We start from the raw sequence: 18,683 nt of genomic DNA, 5'->3' as shown, positions 1-18,683 counted from the left end.
GTTTTTTTTCGGTTTTTTTCGGCTCGGCTGCGTTCAGCTTCCGGGCCAGATGGACCTACGCAATCATGATCAAGCTGATCGTCGGCCTCGGCAATCCGGGCGCCGAATACACCGCGACGCGCCACAACGCCGGCTTCTGGCTGGTCGATCAACTGGCGCGCGAAGCAGGCACGACGCTGCGCGACGAGCGGCGTTTCCACGGCTTCTATGCCAAAGCGCGGCTTCACGGCGAGGAAGTGCATCTGCTGGAACCGCAGACGTATATGAACCGTTCGGGCCAATCGGTCGTGGCGGTCGCGCAGTTCTTCAAGATTCTCCCCGACGAAATCCTGGTCGCGCACGACGAGCTCGACATGCCGCCCGGCAGCGTCAAGCTGAAGCTCGGCGGCGGCAGCGGCGGCCATAATGGGCTGAAGGACATCACCGCGCATCTGTCGTCGCAGCAGTATTGGCGGCTGCGGATCGGCATCGGCCACCCGCGGGACCTGATTCCCGAGAGCGCGCGCGCCGGTGCCAAGCCCGACGTCGCCAACTACGTGCTGAAACCGCCGCGCCGGGAAGAGCAGGACGTGATCGATGCATCGATCGAGCGCGGGCTCGCCGTCATGCCGCAAATCATCAAGGGCGAGTTGGAACGCGCGATGATGCAACTGCATCGGAATCAGTAGATTGCCCGGCTGGAACCTGGTTTGCCGTACCGCCTTTCGACCGCAACTATCTTGCATGGGACCGGAGTAGGCGCTGAAGCGCTAACTCCGATCGACCGCCTTGCATGGGACCGGAGTAAGCGCTGAAGCGCTAACTCCGGTCGACATAGGAGAATCGTTTGAGCCGCTATTGGAGTGACATCGTTCATCGTCTGACACCGTATGTGCCGGGCGAACAGCCCGTGGTCGCGCATCCGGTCAAGCTGAATACCAACGAGAATCCGTATCCGCCGTCGCCGCGGGTGCTCGAGGCGATCCGGCAGGAACTGGGCAACGCGGCCGAATCGCTGCGACGCTATCCCGATCCGACGGCGCAAAAGCTCCGCGAAACGGTTGCCGCATACCACGGCATCCGCGCGGAACAGGTGTTTGCGGGCAACGGCTCGGACGAAGTGCTGGCGCTCGTGTTCCAGGCACTGCTCAAGCACGACAAGCCGTTACTGTTCCCGGATATCACGTACAGCTTCTATCCAACGTATGCGCGACTTTTCGAAGTCGACTACCGGACCATTCCGCTCAACGACAGCTTTGCGATCAACGTCGACGACTACAAGTCGCCGAATGGCGGCATCCTGTTCCCGAACCCGAATGCGCCGACCGGCCGTCCGCTGCCGCTCGCCGATATCGAGCGCCTCGTGGCGAGCAATCCCGATTCCGTGGTGGTGATTGACGAGGCCTACGTGGATTTCGGCGCCGAATCGGCCATCTGTCTGATCGACCGCTATCCGAATCTGCTGGTCGTACAGACCGTGTCGAAGTCGCGCTCGCTGGCCGGAATGCGCATCGGCTTTGCGTTCGGCAACCCGGAGTTGATCGGCGCGCTGAACCGCGTGAAGGACAGCTTCAACTCGTATCCGCTGGACCGTCTCGCGCAAGTCGCAGCCGCAGCGGCATACGAAGACGACGCGTGGTTTCGCGACACCTGCGCCAAAGTCATGGCAAGCCGCGAGCGACTGGCCGCGGGGTTGACGGCGTTGGGCTTCGAAGTGGTGCCGTCGGCGGCAAATCTGCTGTTCGCTCGCCACGAGGGCTACGACGCCGCAACGCTCGTGCTGCGACTGAGGGAAAAGGAGATTTTCGTGCGCCATTTCAAGGCGCCGCGCATCGACCAGCATCTGCGAATCTCGGTCGGCACCGACGCCGAATGCGACATTCTGCTGGACGCGTTGCGCGAGATCTTCAGCGCGTACGTGGGATAGGACTGCGCAAAGCGTCACTGCCAAAAGAAAACGGCGAGGCCAAAAAGCCTCGCCGTTCTTTTTAGACTTCGTACCTCACGCGCCCTTCGCGACCTGCAGCGCGTGATACTTCGCCATCAAGCCATCGGGCGTCTCCAGGTGCTCCGGGTCGCGCGGAATACACTCGACCGGGCACACCTGAATACACTGCGGCTCGTCGAAATGCCCGACACACTCGGTACATTTCTTCGGGTCTATTACATAGATTTCCGGGCCCATCGAAATTGCGTCGTTCGGGCACTCGGGCTCGCACACGTCGCAATTGATGCACTCGTCGGTAATCATCAAGGCCATACTTCTCTCACTTCACGCCGGCCGCAGCCGGCTTTGATCCGTCGAACCGACAGTTTACGCCGGTTACGGTTGCCCCGCCGACGCGCCGCTAGCCGGATCCATCGCAGCGACCTTTTCCGTCAGCCATTTTTCGACCGACGGGAACACGAACTTGCTGACGTCACCGCCGAGTTGCGCGATTTCCCGCACGATCGTGCCCGAGATGAACTGGTACTGATCGGACGGCGTCATGAACATGGTTTCGACGTCGGGCAGCAAATAGCGATTCATGCCGGCCATCTGGAACTCATATTCGAAGTCCGACACGGCCCGCAGGCCGCGCACGATGACGCGCGCGTTATTGGTGCGCACGAAATCCTTCAATAGCCCCTTGAAGCTCATTACCTGCACGTTCGGGTAGTGCCCGAGCACTTCGTGAGCAATGTCGAGGCGTTCTTCGAGTGTGAAAAATGGCTTCTTGTTGCGGCTGTCGGCAACGCCGACTACCAGCGTGTCGAAAATGCTCGACGCGCGCCGAACGAGGTCTTCGTGACCGCGCGTCAGCGGGTCGAACGTGCCCGGGTACACGGCGACTACCATGAGACTTCTCCTCTCTTCAGACAAAGGGGCACGTCAAAGCGTCCACGCGACGCATTTGGCACCGACCGCGCCCGTGACGGCAAACCGCCCGGCGCTTGTTTTGGAACGCGCATTATTCCTTATTTTCGCGCTGCAGCAAATGAAAGTGGACAGCGCCCGCTTTACCTTGCCGCACAATTTCCCACCCGGCGAGCGTCTCGTTCCCATCGAGTTCGAGCGCCTCGCCCGCTTCCACATACAGAAATCCGTCCGCGCTCACCAGCGGCACCGCCAGCGCCAGCGCTTTGGCGAGCAGATCGTCGCCGAACGGCGGGTCGAGAAACACGACGTCGAACGAACCGGGCGCGAGACTCGCGGCAAGACGCAAACCGTCGGCTTCAGCGATTTCGATCGTGCGCGCGGACAGGCGTTCCTGGTTCGCGCGCAACTGGCTAGCGGCGCGCGCATTGCGCTCCACCATCAAGACCCGTGCCGCGCCGCGCGACGCCGCCTCGAAGCCCAGCGCGCCGCTGCCGGCGAACAGATCGAGGCAGCGCTGGCCGTCCAGGTCCTGGCCGAGCCAGTTGAACAGCGTCTCGCGCACGCGATCGGGCGTGGGGCGCAGGCCGTCGAGGTCGAGCACGGGCAAAGGCGTGCGCTTCCAGTCGCCGCCGATGATACGGATGGCGTGCGGCTTGCCGCTTTTGGACGAAGCGCCATGGGCGCGTGAAGGTGCGGAACGGGGCATGCGGTTTCGATTACGTGAAGAAAGCGCCCGCAACGTCGACAATTGCGGGCCGGAGCGCCAACGTTACCACAGCGACGCCCCGCGTCCAGCCTGGCCGTTCGGCCGATACGACGGCCGGCGGCGCGCCTGATAAAATGTGCGGCTTCCAGCGCCTTGCATCCCGCATCGCAACGCTGCCTGCCGCTCCTACCGGTCTTGTGCCGGCTGCGCGCATCGGCGCGCGCTCTCACCACGCCAGATCATGTTCAGCTTTTTCAAACGATTCAAGGGTTCGAAAGAGTCCGATAACGCGCCAGAAGAGTCGCAAACAGCGCCAGAAGGCTCGACGCCAGACGCCGCCGTGGAGGCGCCTGCGCCCGTCGCACCGACCGCGCCACGCCCGGCCGCTGCTTCGGTTCGCGTCGAGACGCCGCCCGTGGCCGCTCCGTCGGCAATCGAGCCCGAACCCGAGCCGGCAGCATTCGCGCTCGAAGAAACCGTCGAAGTCGTCCCGCCGCCGCTGCAAGACGCGGGCGCGAAGCGTTCGTGGCTGACGCGTCTGAAGACCGGCTTGTCGAAGACGAGTTCGAACCTGACCGGGATTTTCGTCGGCACGAAGATCGACGAGGACTTGTACGAAGAGCTCGAAACCGCGCTGCTGATGTCGGACGCGGGCGTCGACGCCACCGAATTCCTGCTCGAAGCGCTGCGCGAAAAAGTGCGCACCGAGCGCCTCGCCGATCCGCAGCAGGTCAAAACGGCACTGCGCACCCTGCTGGTCGACCTGCTCAAGCCGCTGGAAAAATCGCTCATGCTCGGCCGCGCGCAGCCGCTCGTGATGATGATCGCCGGCGTCAACGGCGCGGGCAAAACCACCAGCATCGGCAAGCTCGCCAAGCATCTGCAGAGTTTCGATCAGTCGGTGCTGCTGGCCGCGGGCGACACGTTCCGCGCCGCCGCGCGCGAGCAACTGGCCATCTGGGGCCAGCGCAACAACGTAACCGTGGTCTCGCAGGAAAGCGGCGACCCGGCGGCGGTGATCTTCGACGCGGTCGGCGCAGCGCGTGCGCGCAAGATCGACGTGATGATGGCGGACACGGCCGGCCGCCTGCCGACCCAACTGCATCTCATGGAAGAACTGCGCAAGGTGAAGCGCGTGATCGGCAAGGCGCAAGACGGCGCGCCGCACGAGGTGCTACTGGTGATCGACGCCAACACCGGCCAGAACGCGCTCGCGCAAGTGAAGTCTTTCGACGACGCGCTCGGCCTCACCGGCCTGATCGTCACCAAACTCGACGGCACGGCGAAGGGCGGCATTCTCGCCGCGATCGCGCGGCAGCGTCCGATTCCGGTGTACTTCATCGGCGTCGGCGAGAAGGTCGAGGACTTGCAGCCGTTCAGCGCGGAAGAGTTTTCCGACGCGTTGCTGGGCGGCTGAGCGCCACGGGGTTCGCGGCTTAAGCCTTAGGCAGCAAAAAGGGCACTCCGAGGAGTGCCCTTTTTTCATCCCGAATGCCGGATCATCACAAATTACTCAGCGTCCGGCTGGGTGCCCGGCGCCGCGCGCTCAAACGCGTCGAGTTGCATCGCGTGATCGTAGATGCGCTGGATCGTAGGAAACTTCGCCGTGTCGACCTTGAAGCGCTGCGCGTTGAACACCTGCGGAATCAGACAGGTGTCGGCAAGGGTCGGCGTATCGCCGAAACACAGCTTGCCGGTGCGCGCATCGGCCGCCAGATGCGTTTCGAACGTCGCGAAACCGGCTTCCACCCAGTGCCGGTACCAGGCGTCCTTAGCATAATCGTCGACGCCCAACGTGTGCTTCAGATACTTCAGCACGCGCAGATTGTTCAACGGATGAATCTCGCACGCCACCTGCAACGCCAGCGCCCGCACATACGCTCGATCGACCGGCGCCTTGGGCAAAAGCGCCGGCTCGGGATGCATCTCTTCCAGATACTCGATGATCGCAAGCGACTGTGGCATCACGTCATTGCCGTCGACGAAGGTCGGCACGATCCCGTCCGCATTCACCTTGCGGTATTCGGGCTTCAACTGCTCGCCGCCGTCGCGCACAAGATGCACCGGCACATAGTCGTACGGCAGATTCTTCACGTTCAGCGCGATGCGCACGCGATAAGACGCCGAGCTACGGAAATAGCTGTAGAGCTTCATGTTGTCTGTCTCCCCCAACCAGCCGTCAGACGACGCGCACGCTGAGCTCGCCGAGCCCGTCCACGCCACCCTTCATCAGATCGCCCCGCACCACTGCGCCGACGCCTTCCGGAGTGCCGGTGAAGATCAGATCGCCGGGTTGCAGTTCGAACAGCGTCGACAGATACGCGATCGTCTCGGCCACCGACCAGATCAGTTGCGACACGTCCGAGCTTTGCTTTTCCTCGCCGTTCACCGACAACCAGATCGCCCCCTTGGCGACATGGCCGACGGTCGCCGCCGGGTGAATCGGGCCGAGCGGCGCCGAGTGATCGAAGCCCTTCGCGGTATCCCAGGGACGGCCCAGCTTCTTGGCTTCGGCCTGCAGATCGCGGCGCGTCATGTCGAGACCGAGCGCGTAACCGTACACGTGATCCAGTGCGCTCTCGACCGGAATGTTCTTGCCGCCCTTGCCGATCGCCGCCACCATTTCCATCTCGAAGTGGACGTTTTTCGACAGCGACGGATACGGAAACTCGCCGGTGGCGCCGGGCGCGACGTACAGCACGGCATCGGCCGGCTTGGCGAAGAAGAACGGCGGTTCGCGATCAGGATCGTGTCCCATCTCGCGCGCGTGCGCCTCGTAGTTACGGCCAACACAGTAGATGCGACGCACCGCGAACTGCTCGCTGGACCCCACAACCGGCACCGCGACCACCGGTGCGGGTGCAAATACGTAACTCATCCCGTTCTCCGTTCCTTGATGTGTGCCGTAAGCGGCGATAAAGCATCGAGTGTAACGCGCGACAAAGCGCCGCGCGCACCAGTTCGGCATGGACCGGCAAGGCCGGCGCCGCGGGCGCGGTGTCTCGCGGGATCGCCATAGATGCGATACTCACACTCAACAGCGTCCCTTGAATACCGTGGCAAACCGCTTTGAAGCGGCACGCCGACACGTCCCACTGCGCCCGATGACCGACCCCGCCGACACCGCCAATCCCTTCCCCTGCGCCCGCTTCATCAAGGAAATCGGCCGCGGCCCGAACGGCGCCCGCGCGCTGACCGCCGACGATACGCGCGCGCTCTACACCGCCATGCTCGACGGCCGCGTGGCCGAGCTCGAACTCGGCGCGGTGCTGCTCGCGTACCGCGTGAAGGGCGAAACCGCCGACGAACTCGCCGCGATGCTGGCCGGCGCGCATGCGTCGTTCGAGCCGGTTCATCTGCCGCACGGCACGTTCCGGCCTGTGTCGATACCCAGCTACAACGGCGCGCGCAAGCAGCCGAATCTGGTGCCGCTGCTGGCCCTGCTGCTGGCGCGCGAAGGCGTGCCGGTGCTGGTGCACGGCGTCACCGAAGATCCGGGCCGGGTGACGAGCGCGGAAATCTTCACGCATCTGCAGATTCCGCACGCGCGATCGCATGCCGATATCGAGGACGGTCTCGCTGAGCACCGTCTTGCGTTTGCTCCAATCGGCGTCCTCGCGCCGAAGCTCGCACGCCTGCTTGCGCTGCGCCGGCGCATGGGCGTGCGTAATTCGACGCACACGTTGGTGAAAATCCTGCAGCCGTTCGCGCCCGCGGGTTTGCGCCTCGTGAACTACACGCACCCGCCGTATCGCGACAGCCTCACGCAACTGTTCAACACGCATCCGGACGCGGCCGCCGGCGGCGCGCTGCTTGCGCGCGGCACTGAAGGCGAAGCGGTGGCCGATACGCGGCGTCAGGTGCAGGTCGACTGGCTGCACGACGGCGTCTGCGAGACGCGCGTGCCGCACGAGCGATCGTCGCCCGATGCGCCGGAAGTGGACTTGCCCGAGGCCAAAGACGCGCCGACGACGGCCGCCTGGATCAGCGCCGTATTGCGCGGCGAAGCACCCGTGCCGAGCGCGATCGAGCGGCAGGTCGAACTGATCGTGGACGTCGCAAGAATGCCCGTGTAATGGCCGCGGCGTAAGCGCTACGGCGCGCTTGCCGTCGCCCGCCGCGACCCGCGCGGGTTGACACGCCGCAACGCGGCGTCATACATTAGACCCATGCGTTCCCTTCCGAACACCCTCCGAATTACCTCCGGCCGCCTAGCGCGGCCCCTATCGCTACGCCTAGCGTAAGTCAGGCGTAGCGCCGCGCGTTGGCAGCTCAGGTTGCTCAAAGCGCGGTCCCTCAGCAGTTCCGCTGTTCCCGTTGCACCCCCAAAGCGTAGTTCTTCACAACCTGTAGTCGTTGGCATTCGTCCGTTTACCGCGCGGACGAAGCGCGAGGATCAAATGCACGTCGCATGGGCTTTATCCACATCCGTTTTCGCCGTCACGATGACGCCGTTCGTCCGCGCCCGTTCGTTGTTACCGCTAGCCACCGGCTGGCGGACCGTGCATCCGTGGCAGTCCGCCAACCGCTTCCGGCCACACCCTTTCGCAGACGACACAACGAACGAGGCTCACCATGTTGCAAAACCCCGCTGAAAAATACCGCCCCTTCCCCACCGTGCGCCTGACCGGCCGCAAATGGCCAAGCCGCACGATCGACCAGGCGCCGGTCTGGATGAGCACCGATCTGCGCGACGGCAACCAGGCGCTGATCGAGCCGATGAACGCCGCGCAAAAGCTCGAGTTCTTCGAGATGCTGGTCGCGATCGGTTTCAAGGAGATCGAGGTCGGCTATCCGTCGGCGTCGCAAACGGATTTCGATTTCGTCCGCAAGCTGATCGAGGAAAACCGCATTCCCGACGACGTGACCATCGAGGTGTTCATGCCGTCGCGAGCGGAACTGATTGCACGCACGTTTGAGGCGCTGGAAGGCGCGCCGCGCGCCATTGTGCACTTGTACAACGCGATCTGCCCGTCGTTTCGGCGGATCGTTTTCAACCAGTCGAAGGCCGAGATCAAGGCGCTGGCCGTGCAAGGCACGCAAATCATCAAGCAGCATGCGCAGGCGCGGCCCGGCACGCACTGGACCTTCCAGTACTCGCCGGAAACGTTCAATACGACCGAATTGCCGTTTGCACGCGAGGTGTGCGACGCGGTCGCGCAGACGTGGCGGCCCACGCGCGATCACAAAATGATCGTCAATCTGCCCGCGAGCGTGGAGGCGGCGACGCCGAACGTGTTCGCCGATCAGATCGAATGGATGCACCGCAATCTCGGCTATCGCGACAGCATCGTGCTGTCGGTGCATCCGCATAACGATCGCGGCACCGCAGTGGCCGCCGCTGAACTGGCGCTGCTGGCGGGCGCGGACCGCGTCGAAGGCTGCCTGTTCGGCAACGGCGAGCGCACCGGCAACGTCGATCTCGTCGTGTTGGCGATGAATCTGGATGCGCAAGGCGTCGATACGGGGCTCGATTTCTCGGATATCCAGACAGTCCGGCGTGTCGTGGAGCGCTGCAATCAGTTGCCGGTGCATCCGCGCCATCCGTATGCAGGCGATGCGGTGATGCGGGCAAAGAATGCGGGGCGACAAGGCGTCGCAGCGCAAGAGCCCATAGGGGCCGAATTTGGCGCGGCGGATCGCCGCGAGTGGAGCGGTGTGGATCAGGAGAGCGTCGCTGCCTGAGAATCAGACCGACGTGACGCAAAAAAACCGGCGCACAAGCGCGCTATCCGCGCGCTCGCGTCAGCCGAAGCGGCCCGCTCACAAGGCGCGGCCGGCCCGGACACCGCGAGCTCAAAAGGCTCACTCGATTGCGCAACGCGTTGCCTGCCAGGCGATCAGGCGCCATCGCCCGTCTTCCTGGGTATGGATCGCCGTGTAGGCGATCGGAAACAGCAGCGCTCCATTGTTCGCTTCCATTTCGATCAGCGCCCGGCCGGTCACCACGCAGGTCTCGCGCCCGACCGGCAGCACCTCTTGCGACTGGATCTCGATCTGCCGATAGCGGCGGCGGCCCGCGGTGATCCCGTCGATGAACTGCCGTTTGGTTTCCCGCTTGCCGTTCGTGTGAACGTAGCTCACGTTGTCCGCGAGCAGGGCATCGAGTGATGGCCCGTCGCCGTCGACCATCGCACGAAAGCGCTCTCGCTCGAGTTCGCGAACCGCTTCGATTATCTTTGCCGCCATCGCTCAGCCCCTCGCACCGGTGAGCCAACGTGGCCACGGTTGTCAGAAGTTATATTGCAGATATAGCTGGTGGAAATTTATACCAGGATTCGGCTCATTGATACCGCCATTGGAAACATGCTGGAAGCGGTAGCCCGCCTGGTACTGCTGGTGGCTGCCGAACTGCATGCCCACGCCGGCCATGTCGGCGAACTGGAACGCAGTGCCCAGCGTAAAGGTCGAGGAAATCCGGGGACTCGACAGCAGCCGGATGCCCGCGCCCAGTTCGGCATACGGGCGGATCAAGCCCAATCCCTTGATGAACCGGATGATCGGCGTCACGCCGACTTCGCCGATGTTGTCGTGCACGTCGCCTTCGTTGGTGCGCCACCAGGCCACGTGCGCTTCTCCGATCAGCGAGAAATGCCAGTCACCGATCTGCCACCAGGTCTGATCCGGATCCCAGACGAATGCGAGATCCAGTTTCTTGACGTGGCGATCGCCGAGGGCACCAGCCACCTGCACGCCGAACTGGTCCGCCGAAGCCCATCCCGAAGTCCCCACCAGTACGGCGCCAGCCGTGATTTTTAGAGCCAGACCACGCAAAGCATTCTCTTTGTTGTTCATCTAACACCCGAGTTCCGTCGAACGTTGAACAATTCACAACTGTTTTGCGCATTCCAAGGTCAATCTAAATTCGGCGGATCGCATGAAAAAAGCCGAATTTACGCAATCAATCACTCTAAAAATTGAAAAAATCGGTTACTTATAATGATTAGAGTGATTTACAAGGTAAATTCTACGTGCCGCACAAAAATACCGAGGGAGGTGTCTAATGGCTATTGAATCGTGAATTTCAATAGGAATTTACGGAACTTGGATGCCCCTACAGCCTCTAAGTGTTAGCACTCGGCAAATCAGAGTGCTAACATCCAACGCTGGAGTCGTTACCTGAATACGCTTTTGTCTGATTCCAAAGGAGTTTCCTACGTGAGCCATGCAATGACCCTTCCGAGTACTTTGAGCCCGTCGTCGGCTAAGGCCGCTTCGGCAGGTGCACTGGCGCTCTCGCATTCCTCGCTGCTGCCCGGCCAGCTGGGCAATATCGACGCCTACATCCAGGCCGTGAATCGGATTCCGATGTTGACGCCGGCGGAAGAACGCCAGTTCGCCACCGAATTTCGCGAGCAGGACAACCTCGGGTCCGCGCGCCGTCTCGTCCTGTCGCACTTGCGGCTGGTCGTGTCGATCGCGCGTAATTATCTGGGGTATGGTCTGCCGCATGCCGACCTGATCCAGGAAGGCAATATCGGCCTGATGAAGGCCGTGAAGCGCTTCGATCCGGAGCAGAACGTGCGCCTCGTGTCGTACGCCATGCATTGGATCAAGGCTGAGATCCACGAATACATTCTGCGCAACTGGCGGATGGTGAAAGTCGCCACGACCAAGGCGCAGCGTAAGCTGTTCTTCAACCTGCGCAGCCACAAGCAAGGGCTGGGCGCATTCACGCCGGACGAGATCGAAGGTCTCGCCAAAGAGCTGAATGTGAAGCGCGAAGAAGTTTCCGAAATGGAAACGCGCCTTTCGGGCGGCGATATCGCGCTCGAAGGCCAGGTTGAAGACGGCGAAGAGTCGTACGCGCCGATCGCCTATCTGGCCGACTCGCATAACGAACCGACCGCCGTGCTGGCTTCGCGTCAGCGCGACAAGCTGCAAAGCGACGGTATCGCGAGCGCGCTGGACGCACTCGACGCCCGCAGCCGCCGCATCATCGAGGCACGCTGGTTGAAGGTGGAAGACGACGGTTCGGGCGGCTCCACGCTGCACGAACTGGCCGACGAATTCGGCGTGTCCGCCGAACGTATTCGTCAGATCGAGGCGAGCGCAATGAAGAAGATGCGCGGTGCGCTCACCGAATACGCGTAAAGCTTGAAGATTGTCAGCATGCCGGTTCGCCGGCGCGCGGCAGCAAGCCGCCAAGCCCCGCCCTCGCAAGACGGCGGGGCTTTTTTTCGCCCACGCCGCGGCGTTTTCACGCACGCGCACACTGACGCAAGAACGTAAGCGAGCCATACGCGTTTCTTGACGTATCACAAACCAGATAGCAATACTGCGTGAACGGGACAAGTCTCGCGACCCAATGCCGCAGCGCCGAGCGGTTGCACGCGAGGTTCTACTCCTAGAATCGGGATGCACTCGCCGAACCGCCCAGGCGGCTTGGCGCCAGCCGGATTCACCGGTGTGAAGTTGCCTTCTACCGATCATGACCCTAGTCCTCAATCGCAACACCACCCGCCGCCGGAGCCTGCGCCAACGGTTCCACGGGTGGGTGCGCGGTCCGACGCTGGCGCGGGATATCGCCGTTGTCCTCGCCATCAAATTCGTACTGCTGATAGCGCTCAAATACGCGTTCTTCAATCATCCGCAGGCGGAGCACATGTCGCTGCCGCCTGAGCAAGTCGCGCAGGCGCTGTTGTCCGTGCCTGCCTCGCATCCGTCCCAAGGTGATCAACATGCCCGTTAGCGAAGTCGTAGAACTGTCGCGCCTCCAGTTCGCCATCACCGCGCTTTACCACTTTCTGTTCGTCCCGCTCACGCTTGGCCTGTCCTGGTTGCTCGTCATCATGGAGTCGGTCTATGTGATGACCGGCAAGCAGATCTACAAGGACATGACCCAGTTCTGGGGCAAGCTGTTCGGCATCAACTTTGCGATGGGTGTCACCACCGGTCTCACGCTGGAATTCCAGTTCGGCACCAACTGGTCGTACTACTCGCACTATGTCGGCGATATTTTCGGCGTGCCGCTCGCGGTCGAAGGCCTGATGGCGTTCTTTCTCGAGTCGACCTTCGTCGGGTTGTTCTTCTTCGGCTGGAACCGCCTCTCGAAGGTCCAGCATGTGTTCGTCACGTTTCTCGTCGCGCTCGGCTCGAACCTGTCAGCGCTGTGGATTCTGGTGGCCAACGGCTGGATGAACAATCCGGTCGGCGCGACCTTCAATTACCAGACCATGCGCATGGAGCTCGATAACATCTTCTCCGTGCTGTTCAATCCGGTCGCGCAAGTCAAGTTCGTGCACACCGTATCGGCCGGTTATGTGACAGCGTCGATGTTCGTGCTTGGCGTCTCGTCGTGGTATCTGCTGAAGCGCCGCGACACTGAATTCGCGTTGCGCTCGTTCGCGATTGCTGCCGGCTTCGGTTTGGCGTCCACGTTGTGCGTGATCGTGCTCGGCGACGAATCCGGCTACCGCACCGGCGAAGTCCAGCAGGTCAAACTGGCCGCGATCGAATCCGAATGGGAAACCGCGCCCGCGCCGGCACCGTTCACGATCATCGGGATTCCGAACCAAAAGGAAGAGCGCACCGATTACGCCATCAAGATTCCATACGCGCTCGGTCTGATCGCCACACGTTCGCTCGATGAACCCGTGGTCGGTCTGAAGGATTTGATGGCGCGCAACGAGGAGCGCATCAAGAACGGCATGCTGGCCTACGCCGCCCTGCAGAAGCTAAAGCAAGGCGACATCACCGACGAAGCCAAAGCCGCCTTCGACGCGCACAAGCAGGATCTCGGTTACGGCCTGATGCTCAAGCAGTTCACCGCGAACGTCACCGACGCCACGCCGGATCAGATCGCCCAAGCCGCAAAGAAAACGATTCCGCCTGTAGCCCCGGTGTTCTTCTCGTTCCGGCTGATGGTGGGCCTCGGCATCCTGTTCCTCGCCACCTTTGTGCTGGCGTTCTGGTTCTGCGCGCAGCGCTCGCTGTTGCTGGAGAAGCGCCGCTGGTTCCTGCGCTGGGCCGTGTGGGCGATTCCGCTGCCCTGGCTCGCGGCGGAATTCGGCTGGATCGTCGCTGAAGTGGGTCGTCAGCCGTGGACCATCGCGGGCATTCTGCCGACCAACCTGTCGGCCTCGAGCCTGACGCCGAACGACCTGTATCTGAGTATCGCGGGCTTCGTGGTGTTCTACACGGTGCTGTTCATCATCGAAATCATGCTGATGTTCAAGTACGCGCGGCTCGGTCCCTCGTCGCTGCATACAGGCCGCTATCACCATGAACAACAGCCGCTGAATCAGCCGCTGCCGACCAACACGGCCGCCTGATTCGCCGCCACCGAGTTTCAAGGGAAAAGATCATCATGGATTACGCAACCCTCAAACTGATCTGGTGGGTGCTGATCGGCGTGCTGCTGATCGGCTTCGCGCTCACCGACGGCTTCGACATGGGCGCGGCGATTCTGCTGCCGTTCATCGGTAAGACCGACGCCGAGCGGCGCATCGTCGTGAACACGGTGGGCGCGACGTGGGAAGGCAATCAGGTCTGGCTCATCACGGCGGGCGGCGCGATGTTCGCCGCGTGGCCGCTGGTGTACGCGGCATCGTTCTCCGGTTTCTATTTCGCCATGCTGCTGGTGTTGTTCTCGTTGTTCTTCCGCCCGGTCGGCTTCGACTACCGCAGCAAACGCGAAGACCCGCGCTGGCGCACTGCATGGGACTGGGCGTTGTTCGTCGGCGGCTTCGTGCCGGCACTGGTGTTCGGCGTCGCGTTCGGCAACCTGCTGCAAGGCGTGCCGTTCTCGTTCGATACTGACCTGCGCGTCACCTATCACGGCGGCTTCTTCGAATTGCTCAACCCGTTCGCGGTGTTGTGCGGCCTCGTCAGTGTCTCGATGCTGGCCGCGCACGGCGCCGCCTTCGTCAAGATGAAAGCGGACGACATCGTCGCCGAACGCGCTTCCCTGGCGCTGCGCATCGCCTCATTCGCGGCCGTCGTGCTGTTCCTGATTGCCGGCGCGCTGATCTCCACGATGATCGGCGGCTATCAGGTAATCGACGCCCCGCCGCTCGACTCGGTCGCCAATCCGTTGATGAAGAACGTGATCGGCGCGCCCGGATTGTGGCTCACCAACTACGCCAACTATCCGTGGATGGTAGGCGCGCCGGTGGCTGGTCTCGTAGGCGGCGTGCTGGCCACGTTGCTCGCGCGCTCGCGCTTCGAAAAGAGCGCCTTTCTGTCGACCTCGCTGATGATCATCGGCGTGATCCTGACGGCGGGCTTCTCGATGTTTCCGTTCATCATGCCGTCATCGCTCGACGGCCGCAGCAGCCTCACCGTGTGGGATTCGACCTCGAGCCGCATGACGCTGCAGATCATGCTGATCGCCGTGATCATTTTCCTGCCGATCATTCTGATCTACACGAGCTGGGTGTATCGCGTGATGCGCGGCAAGGTGACCGCCGCGGCGCTCGAAGAAAATCACCATACGATGTATTGACCGGCTATAGGCTTAACAGGAGTTTGCGATGTGGTATTTCAGTTGGATTCTCGGGATCGGCGTGGCGTTGGCGTTCGGTATCATCAACGTGATGTGGTTGGAGTCGCGCCGGCCGTTGGAAGTGGGCAAGCATAAGGCGCATTGATGCGTCCTCTACCGGCCGCGCGCCGGTAAACAAAAAGAGCGGTACCTTGAATTGAGGTACCGCTTTTTTGCGTGCGGCTCGACCGGATACGGCGCCCGCCTACTCTCACATCGTCCGCGTTACTTCATGAACAGCGCAGGCGTTCGTGTACCGTCGCGTGAAGAGATCTGAATGGTCCGGCCAGTTGCGTTGCGAATGCAAACACCAATTTGCGACGATCCCGCAGCGACTTGCGATGCCACATACCGCGTGATGTCGTTGATGCGCGGCTGCAACCTACTGTCCAGATAGATGCTGCCGATTCGCTGGTTCGTGTTGCAGGCGGCAGCCGTTGGCAGGTTGGCAACATCGTCCCAGTTCGTGGAAGCAGCGTAGATATCCAACATCACCGCGCTCGTATCCGTGACGTTTTGCGCAAGTGTCTGCAGATACGAGGCGGCATACGGATAATCCTTCAGATTTGCAGGCGTCGGGAATTTAATCAACACCGTACTTTCCGCGTTCGAGGTCATTGTGCTATCGCTCGCATGCACCACGCCGCCGCCGTTCGTCCAAACATCGGCGCTGGCCTTCGAGTAGTACGTCGGGATGCTGTTGCTGCACGCGATATTCACATTGGAGCAGTTGTCGACGGCGTATTGCAGCGAATCGGTCTTCCAGGCGTTGATGAAATCAGCGTGAGCGGTATACAGGCTTCCCCATTGCGGTACCCACGTGCCATTCACGAGAATTGGGTCCATCGACAATTGTGCGGTGGAGAGATCAGGATCCTGGCCCAGGTCGTACGCGACGTTGAGTTGCAGTTCCGGAATCTTGACGGGATAAGCAGCCGGACATTTCCCGTCGGTCTGCCGGTAGGCCATATTCGTGATCTGGCTAGCCATGTTCGGCACCAGGGTCCGTCCGTCCCAACAGTCCGGAAAATGAACCGAGATATTGAACTGCGAGTACGTGCCGCTGCTGTCCGTTACGACCGGGCAGTTAGCAGGCGCGATTTGCGTGTAGGAACCGCCGCGGCACAGATAGTTGATCTGCGGTTTAGGCACAGATGAATGGTGATCGCCCGCCAGCATTTCCAGCCCCGCCGGAATCGTCTGCAGCGAAACTACCGGTCGATCGTTCTTGTAGTAGGTCTTCTGATAGCCCGGCACGACAATCCCCGACGCGCGCTTTAACTGCGGCACCCAGTACGATGAAAGATCCGCCGCGACATCGCAGGTCGTGACTTTGTTGTCATTGAGGGAGTAGTACGTGCTGTATGCATCGGCGCCTGTATTGCCGAAAAAGTCATGCACCATGGCTCTGCCTCGCTGCCCCGGATACACGATCGCATCGTCCGGCAACGTATGCGAATAAGCACATTGAACATTGAACTGGCCTTCGGCGTAGGCGGCGCCAGCCGGCAGGAAGAACATGAGACAGATGGCTGATCGCATTGACATGAGCAACTCCTGGGCGTGAACGAAAACGCCTTGCCAGCCTGACAAGTCGCTCGAATCTCATTAGTTAGCTTACCCAATTGTTTTCAAAAATGGATCATTGTTGCGCATAACAAGCGCCGCCGCGCCAATGCGTCGCATCACCAGGCGTCTGTATCCGCCATGCGTGAAAAAAAAGCCTCCTGAAATTCAGGAGGCTTTTCGAATATCGTGGCTCGCGAACCGAGCGGTAGACCGAAGTCAGCGCGGCTCGAAGCGTCGATGAAATTACGCGGGTTGCGGCACCGTACCCGTACCCGCACCCGTACCCGGCGATAGACGCGTCGCCAGTTGAGCGGCATAGCGTTGCGCTGCATCGCCGACGACGATATGGAGCGTGTCAGCTGAGACCCAGGCAGTATCGAGCGTCGCCAGACGTTGACGATCGACCGCCGACGGATCGCGCACCACAATACGCAGACGCGTTGCCGCCACCGCATCCAGCGACACCACGTTGCCCGCGCCGCCGAACACAGCAAGCCAACGCAGCGGATCAGGATCGAGCGGACCGCTACCTTGAGCACCCGATGCCGCAACCGGCGCCGGTGCTACCGGCGCGGCCGGTGTAGCCGTAGCAGCAGCCACCGGCTTCACCGCATCGCCGCCACCCTGCGCGATCACCGTGCGGATTTCGTCCGCGATGATGTCCGCCTCTGGTCCGATGATCACTTGCACGTTGGTCGAGCCGCGCTTGAGCACACCACGCGCGCCGATCGCCTTCAGCTCGTTTTCGGAGACCTTGTTTGAATCGACCACCGACAGACGCAGACGCGTCGTGCACGCATCCACCACCGACAGATTCGACGCACCACCGAGAGCAGCGATATAACGCTGCGCACGCGGCACAGCCGCACCAGCGACCGGCGAAACGAAACCACCCGCGGCGAACGAGTCGACCTGTTCGTCGGCTGCTGCGGGTTCGCGGCCGGGCGTCGCCATGTTGAATTTGCGGATGAAGAAGCGGAACAGGCCGTAGTACACCACCATGTAGATGAGGCCGATCGGGATCGCCCACCAGCCCCGGGTCGACAGGCCGTAGTTCAGCACGTAGTCGATTGCGCCGGCGGAGAACGTGAAGCCGAGGTGAATGCCGAGCGCCGAACAGATGGCGAGCGAGAGGCCCGTCAACAGCGCGTGGATCACGTACAGCACCGGTGCGAGGAACATGAAGCTGAATTCGATCGGCTCGGTCACGCCCGTCAGGAGCGAGGTGAGCGCCATCGAGAACAGCAGGCCGCCCACGACCGCGCGACGCTCCTTCGGTGCTTCATGGAACATCGCCAGACAGGCAGCCGGCAGGCCGAACATCATGACCGGGAAGAAGCCCGTCATGAAGGTGCCCGCAGTCGGGTCGCCCGCGAAGAAGCGATGCAGGTCGCCCGTCACCGCGACGCCGCCCGGCGGCGTGAACGTGCCGAACACGAACCACGTCAGCGAATTGAGGATGTGATGCAAACCCGTGACGAGCAGCAAGCGGTTCAGCACACCGAACACGAATGCGCCGAGCGCGCCCGCGGTGGTCAGCCAGTGCCCGGCCGTATCGATCACGGCTTGCACCGGTTGCCACACGTAGCCGAACGCTATGCCGAGCACGAGACAGACCACCCCCGTGACAATCGGCACGAAGCGTTTCCCTCCAAAGAACGCGAGGTAATCGGGCAGCTTGATGTCTTTGTACCGGTTGTACAGCAAGCCCGCGACAATACCCGCCACAATCCCGGACAACACGCCCATATTGAGCTTGTCGTTGATGTCCTTCATCACCGCGATTTCAACCAGATAACCGATCGCGCCGGCCAGACCCGCCACGCCGTTATTGTCTTTCGCGAAACCGACCGCCACGCCGATTGCAAACAGCAACGGCAGGTTGTCGAAGATCGCGCCGCCGGCGTCGGCGATCATCTTGATGTTGAACACATCGGGTTGACCGAGGCGCAGCAGCAGGCCGGCAACCGGCAGCACCGCAATCGGCAGCATCAGCGCGCGTCCCAGGCGCTGAATCTTCAGAAACGGATTCCCATCCATTGATACCTCCAATCCTTGTCTCTTTGTTGAACGCCGTTGTCGAA

At 61.9% G+C, this 18,683-nt stretch carries 18 protein-coding genes and 1 pseudogene; 10 read left to right on the top strand and 9 right to left on the bottom strand.

The window, feature by feature from the left end:
• The first annotated feature begins 65 nt into the window (after positions 1 to 65).
• Both pth and hisC read left to right on the top strand, forming a co-directional pair.
• Positions 66 to 668 (top strand): aminoacyl-tRNA hydrolase, encoded by a 603-nt coding sequence (gene pth, locus HF916_RS29805; RefSeq protein WP_168792492.1) that lies wholly within the window; start codon positions 66 to 68, stop codon positions 666 to 668.
• Between the two features lie 158 nt (positions 669 to 826).
• On the top strand, positions 827 to 1,906 hold the full coding sequence (gene hisC / locus HF916_RS29800) for a histidinol-phosphate transaminase (protein WP_168792491.1): 1,080 nt from the start codon (positions 827 to 829) through the stop codon (positions 1,904 to 1,906).
• 75 nt (positions 1,907 to 1,981) lie between these two features.
• On the opposite strand, the gene HF916_RS29795 is transcribed toward hisC, so the two are convergent.
• From HF916_RS29795 to rsmD, 3 genes are all read right to left on the bottom strand, one after another.
• Positions 1,982 to 2,239, bottom strand: a complete 258-nt coding sequence (locus HF916_RS29795; RefSeq protein ID WP_168792490.1) for a YfhL family 4Fe-4S dicluster ferredoxin — start codon at positions 2,237 to 2,239, stop codon at positions 1,982 to 1,984.
• A 63-nt stretch (positions 2,240 to 2,302) separates the two neighbouring features.
• Positions 2,303 to 2,818, bottom strand: coding sequence for a pantetheine-phosphate adenylyltransferase (gene coaD / locus HF916_RS29790; RefSeq protein WP_012431643.1), 516 nt, complete (start codon positions 2,816 to 2,818; stop codon positions 2,303 to 2,305).
• A gap of 112 nt (positions 2,819 to 2,930) precedes the next feature.
• Positions 2,931 to 3,545: a 16S rRNA (guanine(966)-N(2))-methyltransferase RsmD gene (gene rsmD / locus HF916_RS29785; RefSeq protein WP_168792489.1), complete on the bottom strand. Its 615-nt coding sequence runs from the start codon at positions 3,543 to 3,545 to the stop codon at positions 2,931 to 2,933.
• A 241-nt stretch (positions 3,546 to 3,786) separates the two neighbouring features.
• Between rsmD and ftsY the strand changes: the two genes are divergently transcribed.
• Entirely contained in the window at positions 3,787 to 4,962 is a 1,176-nt protein-coding gene (gene ftsY, locus HF916_RS29780; protein WP_168792488.1) for a signal recognition particle-docking protein FtsY, read from the top strand.
• Between the two features lie 92 nt (positions 4,963 to 5,054).
• Here the strand turns inward: ftsY and maiA are convergent, their stop codons facing one another.
• Together maiA and HF916_RS29770 are read right to left on the bottom strand one after the other, a co-directional pair.
• Complete coding sequence (maiA, locus tag HF916_RS29775; protein ID WP_168792487.1) at positions 5,055 to 5,699, bottom strand: maleylacetoacetate isomerase; 645 nt, start codon at positions 5,697 to 5,699, stop codon at positions 5,055 to 5,057.
• Between the two features lie 25 nt (positions 5,700 to 5,724).
• On the bottom strand, positions 5,725 to 6,423 hold the full coding sequence (locus HF916_RS29770; RefSeq protein ID WP_168792486.1) for a fumarylacetoacetate hydrolase family protein: 699 nt from the start codon (positions 6,421 to 6,423) through the stop codon (positions 5,725 to 5,727).
• A 226-nt stretch (positions 6,424 to 6,649) separates the two neighbouring features.
• Between HF916_RS29770 and ybiB the strand changes: the two genes are divergently transcribed.
• Both ybiB and HF916_RS29760 read left to right on the top strand, forming a co-directional pair.
• On the top strand, positions 6,650 to 7,621 hold the full coding sequence (gene ybiB, locus HF916_RS29765; protein WP_168792485.1) for a DNA-binding protein YbiB: 972 nt from the start codon (positions 6,650 to 6,652) through the stop codon (positions 7,619 to 7,621).
• Positions 7,622 to 8,120: 499 nt separating this feature from the next.
• Positions 8,121 to 9,158, top strand: a pseudogene (locus HF916_RS29760) (2-isopropylmalate synthase); the annotation flags it as partial.
• Positions 9,159 to 9,350: 192 nt separating this feature from the next.
• Here HF916_RS29760 and HF916_RS29755 read toward each other — a convergent pair.
• Together HF916_RS29755 and HF916_RS29750 are read right to left on the bottom strand one after the other, a co-directional pair.
• Positions 9,351 to 9,734, bottom strand: coding sequence for a nuclear transport factor 2 family protein (locus tag HF916_RS29755; RefSeq protein ID WP_168792483.1), 384 nt, complete (start codon positions 9,732 to 9,734; stop codon positions 9,351 to 9,353).
• Positions 9,735 to 9,776: 42 nt separating this feature from the next.
• Positions 9,777 to 10,340, bottom strand: a complete 564-nt coding sequence (locus tag HF916_RS29750) for an acyloxyacyl hydrolase (RefSeq protein WP_168792482.1) — start codon at positions 10,338 to 10,340, stop codon at positions 9,777 to 9,779.
• Between the two features lie 363 nt (positions 10,341 to 10,703).
• On the opposite strand from HF916_RS29750, the gene rpoH reads away from it, so the two are divergent.
• The 5 genes from rpoH to cydX all read left to right on the top strand — a co-directional run bounded on the left by rpoH (position 10,704) and on the right by cydX (position 15,136).
• Positions 10,704 to 11,639: an RNA polymerase sigma factor RpoH gene (rpoH, locus tag HF916_RS29745; RefSeq protein WP_168792481.1), complete on the top strand. Its 936-nt coding sequence runs from the start codon at positions 10,704 to 10,706 to the stop codon at positions 11,637 to 11,639.
• A gap of 337 nt (positions 11,640 to 11,976) precedes the next feature.
• Positions 11,977 to 12,237, top strand: a complete 261-nt coding sequence (gene cydP, locus HF916_RS51060; RefSeq protein ID WP_168792480.1) for a cytochrome oxidase putative small subunit CydP — start codon at positions 11,977 to 11,979, stop codon at positions 12,235 to 12,237.
• The gene (locus HF916_RS29735; protein WP_168792479.1) at positions 12,227 to 13,819 is read left to right on the top strand and encodes a cytochrome ubiquinol oxidase subunit I; all 1,593 of its coding nucleotides are present in this window, start codon (positions 12,227 to 12,229) and stop codon (positions 13,817 to 13,819) included. The genes cydP and HF916_RS29735 overlap by 11 nt, the downstream gene beginning before the upstream one ends.
• 35 nt (positions 13,820 to 13,854) lie before the next feature.
• Positions 13,855 to 14,991, top strand: coding sequence for a cytochrome d ubiquinol oxidase subunit II (gene cydB, locus HF916_RS29730; RefSeq protein WP_168792478.1), 1,137 nt, complete (start codon positions 13,855 to 13,857; stop codon positions 14,989 to 14,991).
• 28 nt (positions 14,992 to 15,019) lie between these two features.
• A complete protein-coding gene (cydX, locus tag HF916_RS29725; RefSeq protein ID WP_168792477.1) occupies positions 15,020 to 15,136 on the top strand; it encodes a cytochrome bd-I oxidase subunit CydX in 117 nt (38 codons plus the stop codon).
• Positions 15,137 to 15,255: 119 nt separating this feature from the next.
• Here cydX and HF916_RS29720 read toward each other — a convergent pair whose 3' ends face one another.
• Positions 15,256 to 16,578: a DUF1996 domain-containing protein gene (locus HF916_RS29720; RefSeq protein ID WP_168792476.1), complete on the bottom strand. Its 1,323-nt coding sequence runs from the start codon at positions 16,576 to 16,578 to the stop codon at positions 15,256 to 15,258.
• A gap of 264 nt (positions 16,579 to 16,842) precedes the next feature.
• Positions 16,843 to 18,639, bottom strand: a complete 1,797-nt coding sequence (nagE, locus tag HF916_RS29715; RefSeq protein WP_168792475.1) for an N-acetylglucosamine-specific PTS transporter subunit IIBC — start codon at positions 18,637 to 18,639, stop codon at positions 16,843 to 16,845.
• Positions 18,640 to 18,683: the final 44 nt, after the last annotated feature.

The organism is Paraburkholderia aromaticivorans (assembly GCF_012689525.1).
In the GTDB taxonomy this organism is placed as follows: Bacteria; Pseudomonadota; Gammaproteobacteria; order Burkholderiales; family Burkholderiaceae; genus Paraburkholderia; species Paraburkholderia aromaticivorans_A.
This window is presented reverse-complemented; position numbering and strand designations above follow the sequence as displayed.